Consider the following 17,616-nt stretch of genomic DNA (forward strand, 5'->3'; position numbering starts at 1 on the left):
AAGAAAAAAGCTTCTTCAAAAAAGGTGGTGCTCATTGCCAATGAAGAAAACGCCTGATTTTATTTTAATTATCGTAACACTTTTGTTGTTAACAATTGGAATGATTATGGTCTACAGTGCAAGTGCTGTCTGGGCTTCCTATAAGATGGGGGATTCATTCTTTTTTGCAAAACGACAGCTATTATTTGCGGTACTTGGTGTAGCTGCCATGTTTTTTATTATGAAAATTGACTACTGGACATGGCGTACTTATTCGAAAGTGATTTTGCTCATTTGTTTTATCCTTCTCATTCTTGTCTTAATCCCTGGAGTTGGACTTGTTCGAGGGGGAGCGCGAAGCTGGATTGGGATTGGAGCATTTTCGATTCAACCGTCAGAATTTATGAAATTTGCGATGATTATTTTTTTAGCTAAATTTTTAGCGGAAAGACAAAAATTGATTACATCTTTTAAAAAGGGGCTACTTCCAGCACTTGGTTTTGTATTTGTTGCATTTGGAATGATTATGTTACAACCAGATCTTGGAACAGGAACAGTAATGGTTGGGACATGTATCATAATGATTTTTGTTTCAGGAGCACGCATTTTTCATTTTGCAATGCTAGGGCTAATAGGAGTAGCGGGATTTGTTGGATTAATTGCATCGGCACCATATCGAATGAAACGTATTACGTCTTATTTGGATCCGTGGTCAGACCCACTTGGGAGTGGATTTCAGATTATTCAATCGTTACTTGCGATTGGCCCCGGTGGTTTGTTTGGGCTAGGACTTGGACAAAGTAGACAAAAATTTCTTTATTTACCCGAGCCGCAAACAGATTTTATTTTTGCGATTTTATCCGAAGAATTAGGTTTTATTGGTGGGTCGTTTGTGTTATTATTATTTAGTCTGTTATTATGGCGTGGGATTCGTATAGCATTAGGAGCGCCTGATTTATATGGTACGTTTTTGGCAGTAGGTATTGTGGCGATGATTGCGATTCAAGTGATGATTAATGTTGGTGTTGTAACAGGACTAATGCCTGTTACAGGAATTACTTTGCCATTTTTAAGTTATGGTGGGTCGAGTTTGACCTTAATGCTAATGGCAGTTGGCGTATTATTGAATATAAGTCGTCATTCTCGCTACTAAACCCTGTTTATAAGACAGGGTTTTTCGTGTGTAGAAAACGGAAAATATATTATAAATATATGAATATATAAAATTGAATTTAGAACAGAGAAGCGGAGGAATTTGTAGTGCGAGTATTAGTTAGTGGTGGTGGCACGGGAGGTCATATATATCCAGCTCTTGCGTTAATTAGAGAAATAAAAAAACTACATCCTGAAGCAAGATTTCTATACATTGGTACGGAAAATGGATTAGAAAGTACAATTGTTCCAAAAGCAGGGATACCATTTCAATCGATTGTCATTAGTGGATTTAAACGGAAAATATCCCTTGATAATGTAAAAACAGTGATGCGTTTTCTAAAAGGTGTACAAGATAGTAAACGATATATTCGTCGCTTCAATCCAGATGTTGTAATTGGTACAGGAGGCTATGTATGTGGTCCAGTCGTTTATGCGGCGGCGAAATTAGGGATTCCTACAATTGTACATGAACAAAATAGTGTACCTGGTGTAACCAATAAATTTTTAAGTCGCTATGTGGATAAGGTAGCTGTTTGTTTTGAAGCGGCATCTGAACATTTCCCAAAGTCGAAAGTTGTCATGACAGGAAATCCGCGTGCATCAGAAGTAATGAACCAAAATGGCATGAAAGGGAAGCGTTCTGTTGGATTATCTCTTTCTAAAAAATCTGTGCTTATTTTTGGTGGAAGTCGCGGGGCAAGACCGATTAATGATGCGTTTGTGGCAGCAATTGAACAATTTGGTAACAAAAATTATGAAGTATTGTATATCACAGGTGAAGTGCATTATGATAAAGTCATGGAGGCTATAAAACAAAAAGGGAATCCGGATAATGTAATCATTAAACCGTTTATTCATAATATGCCAGAGGTACTTACTGGTGTGGATCTTGTCGTTTCACGTGCTGGTGCTACAACATTAGCAGAGTTAACAGCGTTAGGAAAACCAAGTATTTTAATTCCGAGTCCTTATGTGACAAATAATCATCAAGAGAAAAACGCGAGATCTGTTGTCGATAAGGGAGCAGCAAAAATGCTTCTTGAAAAAGATTTAACTGCTGAAGCTCTTCTTCATGATATTGATGAAATTCTATTAAATACACAAACATTACAAAACATGAAACTAGCTGCTACGCAGTTAGGGATTCCGGATGCAGCAAATAAGTTATTTGAAGTGATGAAAAAACTTGTACAAAATAACGTTAGGTGAATGCCCTGCATACTACTGTAATACGGAGATTTAATATGGGGGAGATCATCATGAAACAATTAGCAAAGGAACTTATCGAAGCAGAAGTTGGTAAAGTGTTAGAAAATGAAGCGTTAGCTCGTTATACAACTATGAAAATAGGTGGGCCAGCTGATATTCTAATCGTGCCAAGTAGTGTTGCTGGTGTGGAGAATACTTTAGATTTAGTAAAGAAATATAACACAAAGTGGACAGCAATTGGACGTGGTTCTAATCTTCTAGTATCTGATAAAGGTATTGAAGGTGTTGTAATTCGTTTAGGAGAAGGATTAGATCACTTAGAAGTAGAAGGAACTACTGTACGAGTTGGAGGAGGATATCCTCTTATTAAGTTGTCAACACTACTTAGTCGCCAAGGTCTAGCTGGATTAGAGTTTGCTAGTGGTATCCCAGGAAGTGTCGGTGGAGCAGTATATATGAATGCCGGTGCACATAAATCAGATATGTCAGAAATTTTGATGAGCGCGCGTATTATGTTTGAAGATGGTACAATGAAGTGGTTAACAAAAGAAGAGATGGGATTTTCTTATCGTACTTCTGTTTTACAAACAAAGCGTCCTGGCATTGTAGTAGAAGCAAAATTGCAGTTGAAAGAAGGAAATCGTGAAGAAATAGTTGGTGTAATGCAAAAGAATAAAGACTATCGTCGTGAAACTCAGCCATGGAATCATCCTTGTGCCGGTAGTATATTTAGAAATCCACTACCAAATTTCGCTGGAGATTTAGTCGAAAGGGCAGGTCTACGTGGTCATCAAATTGGCGGTGCGAAAATTTCCGAAATGCATGGAAACTTTATTGTCAATGCAGGATCTGCATCAGCACAAGATGTGCTGGATTTAATTGCATTTGTCAAAAAAACAATTAAAGAAAAATTTGGTGTAGATATGCATACAGAAGTGGAAATTATTGGAAGGTAGCTGTTATTTGTTCCGCTCATTATCATTTATGGTATAATAAGAAGATAAGAACGGCATGCGTAACATGCCGTTCTTTATGTTACATAGGGGGATCGTACATGAAAAATAGTAAAGTGATTAAACTACAAGATCGTGTACCAAAACTAAAGAATCAAAAAAAGAAGAATAAAAAACCTGTCAATCAGAGATTAATTTTATATGTATCGATTTTATTTTTATTAGTACTTTTTTTAATTTATTTTCGGTCTCCACTTAGTAATATAAAAAAGATAAGTGTTCTAGGAAATCATTATATGACAGATGAACAAGTCATGAAGGAATCTGGAGTTACATATGACACGAGTTATTTTCGAGTGACAGCACATAAGGCTGAAGAGAATTTAACAAAACGAAATGAAATTAAGAAAGTAAATGTCAAAAAACGTTTTCCAAATAAAATTGACATTCACATTGAAGAGTATGTAACGATAGGTTATATAAACAAAGGTGGAAAGTTACAACCACTTCTAGAAAATGGTAAAACACTTGACGTGCTTCCGAACGGGAAATTACCTGTCGCAGCTCCGATTTTTGAACCATTTAAAGAAGAGAAAATGAAAGAGTTAATTGAAGAGCTAGAAAAATTAACTCCGACTATTCTCAGATCTATTTCTGAAATTCATTATGCTCCAACGAATTCAAATGAAGACCATCTTACTTTGTATATGAATGAAGGTTATGAAGTGAGTACAACTATACAAGATTTTGCGAAGCGTATGGAAGCATATCCACTTATTATAAAAAATATAGAGTCGGGTAGAAAAGCCCTAATTGATTTAGAAGTTGGCGCATACTTTAAATATTTAGATAATGAAGAAAAAAAGCAGTAGAGTAGTAGTTTTATTTCTTTTCAAATACAATAACGACAAGTGTGTTTTTCTATGTGTAAATTTCATTACAATTATGATTAATTTGGTGAAAAATAACTAGATTTTCTTCGATTCATGCTAGGATTGGTACAAGTTTAGCTTTTCTATGAGTACATCTTAGTGTAGACTTATATTTGGCGATAATCTTTGCATTTGAAATCGAGTTATTTCAAAGATAAAGCAGTCATTCACAGATTACTGTGATTGCAATAAGTGAATGTTAAATAAAAATAAGAAAAATATAGGGTTAAAAAAGGGAAACGCATAAAGACGTTGAATATTTTTCTTATAAATAGTAAAGCTGCGATTGTTGTTCCATATATTGACCTGTATGGTATAAATAAAGAAGGAGGTGCCAAAGAATGAACAGCAATGAAATATATGTTAGTCTTGACATCGGTACATCCAATGTTAAAGTCATCATTGGTGAAATGGTTAATGATGGTTTAAACATTATTGGTGTTGGAAACGTAAAATCAAATGGTTTGAAAAAGGGCTCCATAGTTGACATAGACGAAACTGTTCGATCAATCAAAAAAGCAATTGAACAAGCTGAGCGTATGGTAGGAATTCACATTGAACAAGTTGTTGTAGGTGTGAATGCAAATCAGGTGCAGCTTCTTCCTTGTCACGGAGTTGTCGCTGTTTCAAATGAAGATCGTGAAATTGGAAATGAAGATGTCTTACGCGTTCTGGATGCAGCACAAGTTGTATCAATTGCTCCTGAACGTGAATTTATTGATGTGGTGCCTCGACAATTCATAGTAGACGGTCTTGATGAGATTAACGATCCACGCGGGATGATTGGTGTAAGATTAGAAATGGAAGGCACGTTAATTACAGGCTCAAGAACGTTATTACATAATTTACTACGTTGTGTGGAAAAAGCGGGCCTTGAAATTGTTGATATTTGTCTGCAACCTTTAGCAGCTGCAACGGTTGCTTTATCTTCTGATGAGAAAAATAGAGGTGTAGCCCTTGTTGATATTGGCGGAGGATCTACAACCTTATCGATTTTTCAAGATGGAGAGTTACAAGCAACAAGTGTATTGCCTTTAGGTGGAGATCATATAACGAAGGATATCGCTATAGGACTTAAAACTTCAACTGAAAGTGCGGATCAAATTAAGCTGAAATATGGACATGCTTTTTATGATACTGCATCTGAAGAAGAAGTGTTTACGGTTCCTATTATGGGAAGCGATCAAACAGAACAATATTCACAACTAGAGTTATCTGATATTATTGAGGCACGTGTAGAGGAAATCTTGATGTTTGTTCAAGAAGAGGTCCGGAAGCTAGGAGTAAAACAAGTAGCGTCTGGTTATGTACTTACTGGTGGGATTGCTTCTATGCCGGGTGTTCTTGATCTTGCATATGATATTTTACATGAAAATGTTCGTATAGCCACTCCAGATTATATTGGCGTTCGTGAACCACAGTATACAATTGGAGTCGGATTAATTAAACATTCTTATCAAAAAGCGAAATTGCGCGGAAAAAATGTTCAGGAAAAGGAAGAGCATTTTGAACCTGTACCAGCACCAATGCCGGTACAGCAGCAACCTGTAAAACAAACAACGCGTAAGCAAAGCAAAAATAATGAAGACAATGAGCGTATGATGTCAAAAGTAAAACGTGTATTCCGCTATTTATGGGATTAAAATTGCACACGAAAAATGAGGTTCTAGGGGGATTTCGACATGTTAGAGTTTGATACTACTCAAGATCAATTAGCGAGCATAAAAGTTATCGGTGTCGGCGGTGGCGGAAATAACGCTGTAAACCGTATGATTGAGCACGGTGTACAAGGTGTGGATTTCATTGCTGTGAACACTGATGCGCAAGCATTAAATTTATCAAAAGCTGAAACGAAAATGCAAATTGGCGGAAAATTAACGCGTGGACTTGGTGCCGGCGCAAATCCTGAGGTAGGGAAAAAAGCCGCTGAAGAAAGTAAAGAACAAATCCAAGAAGCACTTCGTGGTGCAGATATGGTCTTTGTAACAGCTGGTATGGGCGGTGGAACTGGTACGGGTGCAGCTCCAGTTATTGCACAAATCGCAAAAGAACTAGGCGCGTTAACAGTTGGTGTTGTAACACGTCCATTTACATTCGAAGGTCGCAAACGTGCGACGCAAGCTATATCTGGGATTACAGCATTTAAAGATAATGTAGATACAATCATTGTTATACCGAATGATCGTATTTTAGAAATTGTAGATAAAAATACACCAATGCTTGAAGCGTTCCGCGAAGCGGATAACGTATTACGACAAGGTGTACAAGGTATTTCCGATTTAATTGCTACACCTGGTCTTATTAACTTAGACTTTGCAGACGTAAAAACAATTATGTCTAATAAAGGTTCTGCATTAATGGGTATTGGTGTTGGAACTGGTGAAAACCGTGCAGCAGAAGCAGCAAAACGTGCAATTTCTAGTCCGTTATTAGAAACATCTATCGATGGTGCACAAGGTGTTCTTATGAATATTACTGGGGGCACAAACTTAAGTTTATATGAAGTGCAAGAAGCGGCAGATATCGTTGCTTCAGCTTCAGATCCAGAAGTGAATATGATTTTCGGTTCTGTAATTAATGAGAGTTTAAAAGATGAAATTGTTGTTACTGTAATTGCAACTGGTTTTGATGATAGTGTTACAGTTCAGCCGCCAAAAACATTTGTACGTTCAACGGCGACTACAAATCACGCACAACAGCAACAACCAACAGCACAGCCACAAAAACAACGTGAAGTAAAACGCGAAGTGAAACGTGAAGAGTCTATTGTACATGATCGTAATACAGATTCAGATGATATCGATATTCCAGCATTTTTACGTAACCGTCGTAGACGATAAAAAGAAAGGAGCCTCAGGGCTCCTTTCTTTTTTATTACACAACCTTAAATATTTTAAAATAAAAAAACTTATCTCGCTATTCATAAATATATAAATTTTTTTTGATTTTTCAACGTATAAGTCGCTGTTACGAAGAACAAAAGGTGACCAGCACTCGTTTCGCTCTTTGTTTTAACTTGCATATGGCAGGAAAAGGATTAATCTGACCGCTTCTATGCATGGCCGGATGCACTCTTTCACTTAAAAAGAAAGGTTTTATGTCGTTTTTTTCAATTTGTATTTATATAGTAAGACCATCATCTAAATTATAGAAAGTAAGAAAAATAGATGAAGGGAACCGAAGAATTTATTATTAGAAAGCTCACAATATATACCTCACGACAGATTATGTCTAGAAACCGCAAAATAACAAAAAAACCCCTCCGCAAATTGACACACTTTCCTATTGGATATGCTTTATACTAGTCTCAACTTAAAAAAAGAGGTGAATTGTTTGGTTGTTTACGCCGACGTTGTTTGGTTGTTAAACGCCTGCATTGATTTTCTTTTGCTTTTATTAACAGCAACTGTGTTGAAAAAGAAGATCAAAAGATGGAGGCTTGTGCTAGGGACATTTATTGGTTCTACAATTGTTATTTTTGCCTTTACTCCTTTTGCTTCTATGATGACACACCCAATTATGAAATTATTGTATTCGTTACTTATTGTGTATACAGCATTTGGATTTTCTACTTTTAGAGATTATACACAGACTGTTTTTACCTTTTATTTTGTAACATTTATGGTAGGAGGAGGATTAATTGGAACTCATTTTTTCCTACAAACGAATGACATGGTAGATGGATTAGTTCAGGCGAAAGCAATGTCTTATGGTGATCCAGTAAGTTGGATGTTTGTGATTTTGGGATTTCCGATTATTTATTACTTTTCAAAAAAACGTATTGAAAATGTGGAAGTGACTAAGATTCATTATGACCAAATTGTACAAGTGAATATTAGATTAGTTGAAAATGAAATTAAACTAGATGGCTTGATTGATAGTGGAAATCAGCTTCATGACCCTATAACAAAGACACCGGTAATGATTATGCATATTTCATCATTAGAGCATTGTTTACCAACATGGTTAATAGAACAAATTTATTCCAAAACAGAGATTCCACAAATACCAGAAAATGATTCAGGTTGGGCAACGAGACTACGTTTAATTCCTTTTCGAGCAGTAGGAGTTGATCATCAATTTTTATGGGCAATTAAGCCAGATGTTGTTCAAATTTATCATGAAGGAAGCAATATGGTCGTAAATAAAGTATTAATCGGCTTAAATACACAGCAATTATCTACAAATGGAGAGTATCAATGTATTATACATCCGAAAATGTTGATATCACCAAAAGTGACAATTGCTTAATTATGAGAGGCGGGAGAATATGACGAAAATAAAATTTTATTTCACATATCTTTGGTATAAAGTATTGCTGAAACTTGGAATTAAGACTGATGAAATTTACTATATCGGTGGAAGTGAGGCATTGCCACCGCCTTTAACAAAAGAGGAAGAAGAAGTACTCCTCAATAAATTGCCAAAAGGTGATCAAGCAGCACGGTCATTACTTATTGAGCGTAACTTACGGCTTGTTGTGTATATAGCACGTAAATTTGAAAATACAGGAATTAATATTGAGGATTTGATTAGTATTGGAACAATTGGTCTTATTAAAGCTGTGAATACATTTAACCCTGAAAAGAAAATAAAATTAGCGACTTATGCATCACGTTGTATAGAAAATGAAATTTTAATGCATCTACGTAGAAATAATAAAAATCGTTCAGAAGTGTCATTTGATGAGCCATTAAATATTGATTGGGATGGGAATGAATTGTTACTATCAGATGTTCTTGGTACGGATGATGATATTATTACAAAAGATTTAGAGGCTAATGTAGACAGACATCTTCTTAAGAAAGCACTACACCAACTGAATGATCGTGAAAAACAAATTATGGAACTCCGTTTTGGACTTGCAGGGGGAGAAGAAAAAACACAAAAAGATGTGGCAGATATGCTAGGGATTTCACAGTCTTATATTTCTCGACTTGAAAAGAGAATTATAAAAAGGCTTCGAAAAGAATTTAATAAAATGGTATAAAGTGACGTTGTTAAAAGGTTAGATCATCAAGGAGATTGTACAAAACCAATCGGTATTCCGATTGGTTTTGTTGTATTTCCGAGTAAAGCACGAATGATATTTTTATTAAAAGTGACAGAAAAACGGTATGCATAAAATTCCCTCCAAAGGAGATACTTTACACTGTACAGCAACTCCCGATAGGAGGGAACACTTTGACGAGAAACAAAGTAGAAATTTGCGGTGTTGATACAGCTAAACTTCCAGTACTAAAAAATGAAGAGATGCGTAAATTATTTCGAGAAATGCAAAGTGGAGAGATAAGCGCAAGAGAGAAATTAGTAAATGGAAACTTACGTCTTGTACTGAGCGTCATTCAGCGATTTAACAACAGAGGAGAATTTGTTGATGATTTATTTCAAGTCGGCTGCATTGGACTTATGAAATCCATTGATAACTTTGACTTAAGCCAAAATGTTAAATTTTCAACATATGCTGTGCCAATGATTATTGGAGAAATTCGTAGATATTTGCGTGATAACAATCCAATTCGCGTTTCTCGTTCGTTGCGAGATATTGCGTATAAAGCATTACAGGTAAGAGAAAAGCTAATTGCTGAAAATTCAAAAGAACCAACGGCGATGGATATTGCAAAAGTACTTGAAGTGACACATGAAGAAATCGTTTTTGCACTTGATGCCATTCAAGATCCAGTATCACTATTTGAACCAATCTATAATGATGGGGGCGATCCTATTTTTGTGATGGATCAACTGAGTGATGATAAACAAAGGGACGAGCAATGGGTGGAAGAATTGGCGTTGAAAGAAGGAATGAAACGATTGAATGATCGCGAAAAAATGATTATCCGAAAACGTTTTTTTCAAGGGAAAACACAAATGGAAGTTGCCGAAGAAATTGGGATTTCTCAAGCGCAAGTATCACGCCTTGAAAAATCAGCAATTAAACAAATGAATAAAACAATTCAAGGATAAGGTCTCATCATTTACGATGAGATCTTTTTATGTTGCGTGCCCCGAGATTCTGTTCATAGGAAAGATTGCGTGTTCATATAATGACAGTAAAGTGAAACCGCTGGCAGAAGGAGACTTATCGATTACACAACATAAAAGGGGAGAATGACAATGATACGAATTTCAGAGTTTCAAATTAAGGATGTTGTAAATGTCTCTGACGGAAAAAAACTTGGAAACATTAGCGATATCGATATTGATATGAATACAGGGAAGATTCAAGCTGTCATTATTTCAAAGCAAACACGTATGTTAGGAATATTTGGGAAAGAAGCAGAGTTTGTTATTCCGTGGAAGCAAATTGTAAAAATTGGAGAGGATGTAATATTAGTAAGAGCTGATCATGTCAATTCTGTAACAGAATCAATACAAACACCGACAATTTCTTAAAGAATATTACAAATTCCTCTTTTTTTTATGTTGTCATTATGGAAAAATAAAAGTATGGTAAAATAGACAGGAAGTACCATGCTTTTTATGTTATTTTATTAAAAGGAGCCGCTTTATGAGAGAACCATTTATATATGAGGACGGTATATTGTATTTACAAGCGTGGAAAGAACTTGGAAACATTACTGCAGGATTTACGACAAAAGATGGTGGAGTAAGTACAGGCTCCTTTCATGCGATGAATTTAGGATTACATGTAAATGATATGATGGAAAATGTTCATGAAAATAGACGTATTTTAGCGAACAAGTTACAAAAAACATTAGAAAATTGGATTTGTTCAGAACAAGTTCATGATCATCATGTTGAAAAAGTAGGACAGCAAGAAAAAGGGCGAGGAATCTATTCATATGAAGATGGTATTCCAAACACAGATGGTATTTATACGACTGATAGAGATGTATGTTTAACATCTTGTTATGCTGATTGTGTTCCACTCTATTTCTATGCACCATCACAAGGTATGATAGGACTGGCACATGCTGGATGGAAAGGCACTGTAAAAGAAATTGCAAAAGAAATGATTCAAAAGTGGCGTGCGGAAGGGGTGCCAGCTCATGAGATTTATGTTGCAATTGGACCAGCCATAGGGTCCTGCTGTTATGTAGTTGATGATCGCGTATTATCAGCAGCAAAACAAGCGGTAAACGGACATGTTCCATATAAATTGATTTCAGACGGACAATATGCAATTGATTTAAAAGAAATCAATCGCATATTATGCATACAAGCTGGCATAAAAGAAGAGCATATTATTATGTCGTCTCTTTGTACAAGCTGTGAAGAACAATTGTTTTTCTCACATCGTCGTGATCGGGGAAAAACAGGAAGAATGTTGAGTTTCATAGGCTTTAAGGAGGATTGAAAACAGTGGTAGTGCAAGAGAATTTAGCATTTGTAAATGAGAAAATTAAAATAGCATGTGAACGAGCAGAGCGCTCGGCACAAGAGGTTAAGCTCGTTGCAGTAACAAAAACAGTAGGAATTGAAAAAACAAATGAAGTAATAGAAGCTGGACTTACTGATTTAGGTGAGAATCGTAATGAAGGTTTTTTACAGAAGTATGAGCATTTTGGTTCAAAAGTAAATTGGCATTTCATTGGTTCGTTACAAACGAGAAAAGTAAAAGAAATTATTAATGAGATTGATTATTTGCATTCATTAGATCGCATTTCACTTGCGAAAGAAATTCAAAGGCGTACTACAAAGCAGGTTCGATGTTTTGTACAAGTGAAAACATCGTCTGAAGAATCAAAGCAAGGGATAGCGGCTGAGGAAACGATTGCGTTTATTCGTGCTTTGCAAGAATTTGATAAAATTGAAGTTGTTGGATTGATGACAATGGCACCATTTACTGAGGAAGAAGCCGAAATTCGTCATTGTTTTAAGAAATTGCGTGGTTTGCAAAAACAAGTACAAGAACTAGGATTATCATACGCTCCGTGTAAAGAGTTATCAATGGGAATGTCAAATGATTATACGATTGCAATTGAAGAAGGTGCTACATATATTCGTTTGGGAACGATTTTAGTAGGAAAAGCATAAAAGGAAGGAGAATGTTATTATGAGTTGGTCAAAAGTAAAATACTTCTTTTTTGACACTCCAGAAGAGCGAGAAGCTTACGAAAAGGAAAAGGAGCAAGCTGAAATGAAAAAACAACAAGATCCACCAGAGCAGCAGGATATTCCACTTACGAAAGCACAGCCGAAACAAAATATTGTAAGTATTGAAACAGCAAAGCAATCTTCCAAAGTTGTTTTGTTAGAACCGCGCACATATTCGGAAGCACAAGGGATTGCGGATCATTTAAAGGGAAGAAGAGCGGTTGTCATTAATTTGCAAAGGATGTCAACAGATCAAGCTGTGCGTATCGTTGACTTTTTAAGTGGTACTGTATACGCTATAGGCGGGGATATTCAAAAATTAGGACCGAAAACATTTATTTGTACACCTGAGACTGTGGATATTGTTGGGGCCATTTCTGAGTTGTTCGGTGAAGAGGAAGAGACAAATATAAAGAGGTGGTAATACGCCATGACGATTATTTTACAAGCATTGCTTTGGATCATCCAGATTTATTCCTGGGCGCTTATTATCTATATCCTTCTATCTTGGTTTCCAGGGGCTAGAGAATCAACATTTGGTGATTTTCTATCACGTATTTGTGAACCATATTTAGAACCGTTTCGGAGATTTATCCCACCTTTTGGCATGATTGATATTTCTCCAATTGTTGCAATTATTGCGTTGAGATTGGCTAGTAGTGGTTTAGTAAGTCTGTTTCGTTATTTCTTGTAATAAGAGGTTGAATGAATGAGCATCTATGAGCATTTTAGACCCGAAGAAGTGGTCTTTGTCGATAAAGTGTTAGAGTGGAAACAGGTGGCTGAAGAATATCATCAAGTGAAATTAACGGATTTTCTGGATCCGCGTCAGCAGCAAATTGTTGCTACGATAGTTGGAAATCAAGGGGATGCTACTTTGCGTCTTTATGGTGCTGAGCCAAAAGCGGAAAGGAAAAGAGCTCTTATTTATCCGAGTTATCTTGATTTAAATGAAGAAGATTTCCAAGTTGAAGTATTAGAAATTGACTATCCTTCCAAGTTTTATACGCTTGAACATAGGCAAATATTAGGTGCATTTATGTCTCTTGGTCTTACAAGAGAAAAGTGTGGTGATATTTTGCTTCAAGAAAATCGTGCCCAAATTATAGTTGCAAAAGAAATTGTTTCTTACATTGAAATGAATTTACAATCAATAGGGAAAATGACGGTCTCACTTTCTTCTGTACAAGCAGACAAAGTATTACGATTGCAAGAAGAATGGAAAGAGCAGTCTGGAACTGTTTCATCCCTTCGATTAGATGTCCTGCTAGCTGAAATGCTTCATCTATCACGGCAAAAAGTACAGCCGCTTATAAAAAACGGTCTTGTGAAAGTGAACTGGAAAACTGTTGAACAAACTGCATATGAGTGTTTTCCGGGTGATGTTTTTTCAATTAGGGGATATGGCCGGAGTAAATTATTTTCTGTAGAAGGAAAAACGAAACGCGACAAATGGCGAGTTTTGTATGGTATACTAAAATGATTGGTTTTTTAGAAGGAAAATCCCTTATTTTGTCGAAGAAAAGATATAATTAAAAGAGGAAAATTCAGATAACTACTTGGAGGTGGCGTTTGTGCCGTTAACACCATTAGATATTCATAACAAAGAATTTGGTCGCGGATTCCGTGGCTATGATGAGGATCAAGTAAATGAGTTTCTTGATCAGATCATCAAAGATTATGAATTGGTCATTCGCGAGAAAAAAGCATTAGAAGAAAAAGTTGCTCAACTAGAAGGTAAATTAGATCATTTTTCTAACATTGAAGACACGCTAAATAAGTCTATCGTTGTTGCACAAGAAGCGGCGGAAGAAGTAAAGCGTAATGCACAAAAAGAAGCGAAATTAATTGTACGTGAAGCAGAAAAGAATGCAGATCGTATCATTAATGAAGCTTTAGTAAAATCAAGAAAAGTTGCATTTGATATTGAAGAGCTAAAGAAACAAGCGAAAGTATTCCGTACGCGTTTCCGTATGTTATTAGAAGCACAGCTTGAAATGTTAAACAACGATGATTGGGACAAATTAATTGAGCTAGAAGAAGAAGTGGACGAGCTATTAAAGAAAGAAGAAACAGTGTAAGCTTGACGTTTTTCTCATTATTACATATAATTTTAAACAACATATTTATTAAGAAAAACGAAGATAGGGATAAGTACCTTTTTCATACCTTATATAGCGAACTGAGGACGGTGTAAGCTCAGGATAAGGAGATAAATGGGAATATCACCCTGGAGTTCCGCGCTGAACAAAAAAGTAAGCGTAGGCGTATATTCGCGTTAAGAATATAAAGAGGACTTTGTGCATACGTGTACGGTCTACTAGGGTGGTACCGCGGGAGACTTTCTCGTCCCTTTTTTGGGGATGAGAAAGTCTCTTTTTTATTCCATTTTTTAGGGTCTTTCTTTTATACATTCGAGGAGGAATTAAGCGTGGAGTATAAAAATACATTACTAATGCCGAAAACAGAATTCCCAATGCGTGGGAATTTACCAAAGCGTGAGCCTGCAATGCAAGAAAAATGGGCTGAGATGAACATTTATGAAAAGGTACAAGAACATACAAAAGGTCGTCCTTTATTTGTACTGCATGATGGTCCTCCATATGCGAATGGTGACATTCATATGGGACATGCGTTAAATAAAGTATTAAAAGATTTTATTGTTCGTTACAAATCAATGACTGGATACTGTGCACCATATGTACCAGGATGGGATACACACGGTTTACCAATTGAACAAGCTTTAACAAATAAAGGTGTAAAACGTAAAGAAATGACGGTTGCAGAATTCCGTAAACTATGTGCAGAGTATGCATACGAACAAGTGAATCGCCAACGTGAACAGTTTAAACGTCTTGGTGTGCGTGCTGATTGGGATCGCCCATATATTACTTTAGAGCCAGCTTATGAAGCGCAGCAAATTAAAGTATTTGGTGAAATGGCGAAAAAAGGTTATATCTATAAAGGACAAAAACCAGTTTATTGGTCTCCGACAAGTGAATCCGCTTTAGCTGAAGCTGAAATTGAATACAATGATAAAAAGTCAGCATCTATTTATGTGGCATTCCCTGTAAAAGACGGAAAAGACGTATTAGAGGGCGACGAGAAATTTATCATTTGGACAACAACACCTTGGACATTACCAGCCAACTTAGGTATTTCTGTTCATCCAGAACTTGAATACAGCATTGTGAAAGTAAATGATGAAAAATATATTATTGCTTCTGAACTATTTGACACAGTTTCTAAAACGTTAGAGTGGGAAAATGCTGAAGTTGTGAAAACAGTTAAAGGTAGCGAACTTGAGTATACAGTTGCGAAGCATCCATTCTATGAGCGTGATTCTTTAGTTATGCTTGGTGAGCACGTTACAACAGATGCTGGTACAGGTTGTGTACATACAGCACCTGGACATGGGGAAGACGATTTCCTTGTTGGGAAACAATATGGATTAGAAGTTCTTTGCCCAGTTGATGATAAAGGTGTATTAACAAGTGAAGCACCTGGATTTGAAGGTCTATTCTATGATAAAGCTAATAAGCCAATTACGGAAAAATTAGAAGAAGTTGGAGCGTTATTAAAATTAACATTTATTACGCATTCTTATCCACATGACTGGAGAACGAAAAAACCAATTATCTTCCGTGCGACAGCGCAATGGTTTGCATCTATTGAAGCGTTCCGCAAGGAGTTATTACAAGCTGTTGAAGAAACGAAATGGGTACCAGCATGGGGTGAAACACGTCTTCATAATATGGTTCGTGACCGTGGTGATTGGTGTATTTCTCGTCAACGTGCATGGGGTGTACCGATTCCTGTCTTCTATGCAGAGAATGGCGATCCAATTATTACAGATGAAACAATCAATCACGTAGCAGATCTATTCCGTGAGAACGGTTCTAACGTATGGTTCGAACGTGAAGCGAAAGGTTTATTACCAGAAGGATTTACACATCCATCTAGTCCGAATGGCGAATTCCGTAAAGAAACAGACATTATGGACGTATGGTTTGATTCAGGTTCTTCTCACCAAGCTGTCCTAGAAGAGCGCGAAGACTTACAACGTCCAGCTGATTTATACTTAGAGGGATCTGACCAATACCGTGGCTGGTTTAACTCTTCATTATCAACAGCAGTTGCAGTAACAGGTAAAGCACCATACAAAGGTGTGTTGAGTCATGGATTCGTATTAGACGGTGAAGGTCGTAAAATGAGTAAATCTATCGGGAACATTGTTGTACCGAAGAAAATCATGGATCAATTAGGTGGAGATATTTTACGTTTATGGGTATCTTCTGTTGACTACCAATCTGATGTGCGTATTTCAGATGATATTTTAAAACAAGTTGCAGAAGTATATCGTAAAATCCGTAACACATTCCGTTTCTTATTAGGAAACTTAGCTGACTTTAATCCAAGTCAAGATGCAGTAGCGAAAGCTGAATTACGTGAAGTAGATCGCTACATGCTAGTGAAATTAAATGACTTAATTACAAAAGTAAAAGAAGCATATGAAACATATGACTTTGCGGCAGTATATCATGCAATTCATAACTTCTGCACAATTGATTTAAGCTCATTCTATTTAGACTTTGCAAAAGACATTTTATACATTGAAGCAGAAAATCATCATGACCGTCGTGCGATTCAAACAGTACTTTACGATGTTCTTGTTGCATTAACAAAACTTGTAACACCAATCTTACCTCATACAGCTGATGAAGTATGGCCATATGTTCCTGGTGTTGTAGAGGAAAGCGTTCAGCTAACCGATATGCCAGAAGCTGTAGAAGTAGAGGGTGCGGAAGCGTTAAAAACAAAATGGGATGCATTTATGACACTTCGAGATGACGTATTAAAAGCTTTAGAAGTGGCTCGTAATGAAAAAGTAATCGGTAAATCATTAAATGCGAGTATTACCCTATATCCAACTGCAGAAATGAAACAAATGTTAGAGTCTATTAGTGAAGATTTAAAACAATTATTTATTGTCTCTGAGTATAAACTTGGTGGAACAATGGAAGAAGCTCCAGCGGGTGCACCAAAATATGAGCATACAGCTGTTGTTGTAGCACAGGCAACTGGTGAAACATGTGAACGTTGCTGGGTTGTTTCTGAAACAATTGGTAAAGACGCTGAACATGAAACATTATGTGAGCGTTGTGCAACAGTAGTAAAAGAAAATTATGTAAAATAATGATGTGATAAAAACTGACTGCTATTACGGTAGTCAGTTTTTGTATTTAGTAAGGATTCTTCTTAACATGTGGCAGATGTATGAAAAGTTCGACTGCTTAAAGTTTTTCTGTTGAGCAGGAGGAAGTAACTTT

The 17,616-nt window shown here is 36.4% G+C and carries 17 protein-coding genes and 1 other annotated feature; all 17 genes read left to right on the plus strand.

The annotated features are described in order from the left end of the window. Positions 1-34: 34 nt before the first annotated feature. Positions 35-1,132: a stage V sporulation protein E gene (spoVE, locus tag MHH71_RS24020; protein WP_018764756.1), complete on the plus strand. Its 1,098-nt coding sequence runs from the start codon at positions 35-37 to the stop codon at positions 1,130-1,132. Between the two features lie 107 nt (positions 1,133-1,239). Then, positions 1,240-2,343 carry an undecaprenyldiphospho-muramoylpentapeptide beta-N-acetylglucosaminyltransferase gene (murG, locus tag MHH71_RS24025; RefSeq protein WP_003199778.1) on the plus strand — a complete coding sequence of 368 codons (1,104 nt, stop codon included), beginning with the start codon at positions 1,240-1,242 and terminating at the stop codon, positions 2,341-2,343. 50 nt (positions 2,344-2,393) lie between these two features. Then, positions 2,394-3,299 carry a UDP-N-acetylmuramate dehydrogenase gene (gene murB / locus MHH71_RS24030; protein WP_033799073.1) on the plus strand — a complete coding sequence of 302 codons (906 nt, stop codon included), beginning with the start codon at positions 2,394-2,396 and terminating at the stop codon, positions 3,297-3,299. A 98-nt stretch (positions 3,300-3,397) separates the two neighbouring features. Continuing rightward, positions 3,398-4,168, plus strand: a complete 771-nt coding sequence (locus tag MHH71_RS24035; protein WP_003199783.1) for a cell division protein FtsQ/DivIB — start codon at positions 3,398-3,400, stop codon at positions 4,166-4,168. 401 nt (positions 4,169-4,569) lie between these two features. Next, positions 4,570-5,871 carry a cell division protein FtsA gene (ftsA, locus tag MHH71_RS24045; RefSeq protein WP_003199785.1) on the plus strand — a complete coding sequence of 434 codons (1,302 nt, stop codon included), beginning with the start codon at positions 4,570-4,572 and terminating at the stop codon, positions 5,869-5,871. 39 nt (positions 5,872-5,910) lie between these two features. Next, positions 5,911-7,068: a cell division protein FtsZ gene (gene ftsZ / locus MHH71_RS24050; RefSeq protein ID WP_003199787.1), complete on the plus strand. Its 1,158-nt coding sequence runs from the start codon at positions 5,911-5,913 to the stop codon at positions 7,066-7,068. Between the two features lie 493 nt (positions 7,069-7,561). Continuing rightward, the gene (gene spoIIGA, locus MHH71_RS24055; RefSeq protein WP_033799072.1) at positions 7,562-8,479 is read left to right on the plus strand and encodes a sigma-E processing peptidase SpoIIGA; all 918 of its coding nucleotides are present in this window, start codon (positions 7,562-7,564) and stop codon (positions 8,477-8,479) included. Between the two features lie 19 nt (positions 8,480-8,498). Further along, complete coding sequence (gene sigE, locus MHH71_RS24060) at positions 8,499-9,218, plus strand: RNA polymerase sporulation sigma factor SigE (protein ID WP_003199790.1); 720 nt, start codon at positions 8,499-8,501, stop codon at positions 9,216-9,218. Between the two features lie 194 nt (positions 9,219-9,412). Continuing rightward, complete coding sequence (sigG, locus tag MHH71_RS24065) at positions 9,413-10,192, plus strand: RNA polymerase sporulation sigma factor SigG (RefSeq protein WP_003199794.1); 780 nt, start codon at positions 9,413-9,415, stop codon at positions 10,190-10,192. Positions 10,193-10,342: 150 nt separating this feature from the next. Continuing rightward, positions 10,343-10,621, plus strand: a complete 279-nt coding sequence (locus MHH71_RS24070; protein ID WP_016116026.1) for a YlmC/YmxH family sporulation protein — start codon at positions 10,343-10,345, stop codon at positions 10,619-10,621. A gap of 115 nt (positions 10,622-10,736) precedes the next feature. Then, a complete protein-coding gene (gene pgeF / locus MHH71_RS24075; RefSeq protein WP_006095774.1) occupies positions 10,737-11,546 on the plus strand; it encodes a peptidoglycan editing factor PgeF in 810 nt (269 codons plus the stop codon). Positions 11,547-11,551: 5 nt separating this feature from the next. Next, a complete protein-coding gene (locus MHH71_RS24080) occupies positions 11,552-12,226 on the plus strand; it encodes a YggS family pyridoxal phosphate-dependent enzyme (protein WP_018780903.1) in 675 nt (224 codons plus the stop codon). A 19-nt stretch (positions 12,227-12,245) separates the two neighbouring features. Next, complete coding sequence (locus tag MHH71_RS24085; protein WP_003199801.1) at positions 12,246-12,710, plus strand: cell division protein SepF; 465 nt, start codon at positions 12,246-12,248, stop codon at positions 12,708-12,710. A gap of 6 nt (positions 12,711-12,716) precedes the next feature. Then, complete coding sequence (locus MHH71_RS24090; RefSeq protein ID WP_003199802.1) at positions 12,717-12,980, plus strand: YggT family protein; 264 nt, start codon at positions 12,717-12,719, stop codon at positions 12,978-12,980. Positions 12,981-12,995: 15 nt separating this feature from the next. Then, positions 12,996-13,769, plus strand: coding sequence for a YlmH family RNA-binding protein (locus MHH71_RS24095; RefSeq protein ID WP_006095772.1), 774 nt, complete (start codon positions 12,996-12,998; stop codon positions 13,767-13,769). A 91-nt stretch (positions 13,770-13,860) separates the two neighbouring features. After that, positions 13,861-14,367, plus strand: coding sequence for a septum site-determining protein DivIVA (gene divIVA, locus MHH71_RS24100; protein ID WP_016116021.1), 507 nt, complete (start codon positions 13,861-13,863; stop codon positions 14,365-14,367). A gap of 51 nt (positions 14,368-14,418) precedes the next feature. Further along, positions 14,419-14,643 (plus strand) — a binding site (T-box leader). Between the two features lie 74 nt (positions 14,644-14,717). Beyond that, entirely contained in the window at positions 14,718-17,483 is a 2,766-nt protein-coding gene (gene ileS2 / locus MHH71_RS24105) for an isoleucine--tRNA ligase (protein WP_033799071.1), read from the plus strand. The last annotated feature ends 133 nt before the right edge of the window (positions 17,484-17,616 follow it).

The sequence above is a fragment of the Bacillus sp. FSL H8-0534 genome (assembly GCF_038005885.1).
GTDB classification, from domain to species: Bacteria; Bacillota; Bacilli; order Bacillales; family Bacillaceae_G; genus Bacillus_A; species Bacillus_A pseudomycoides.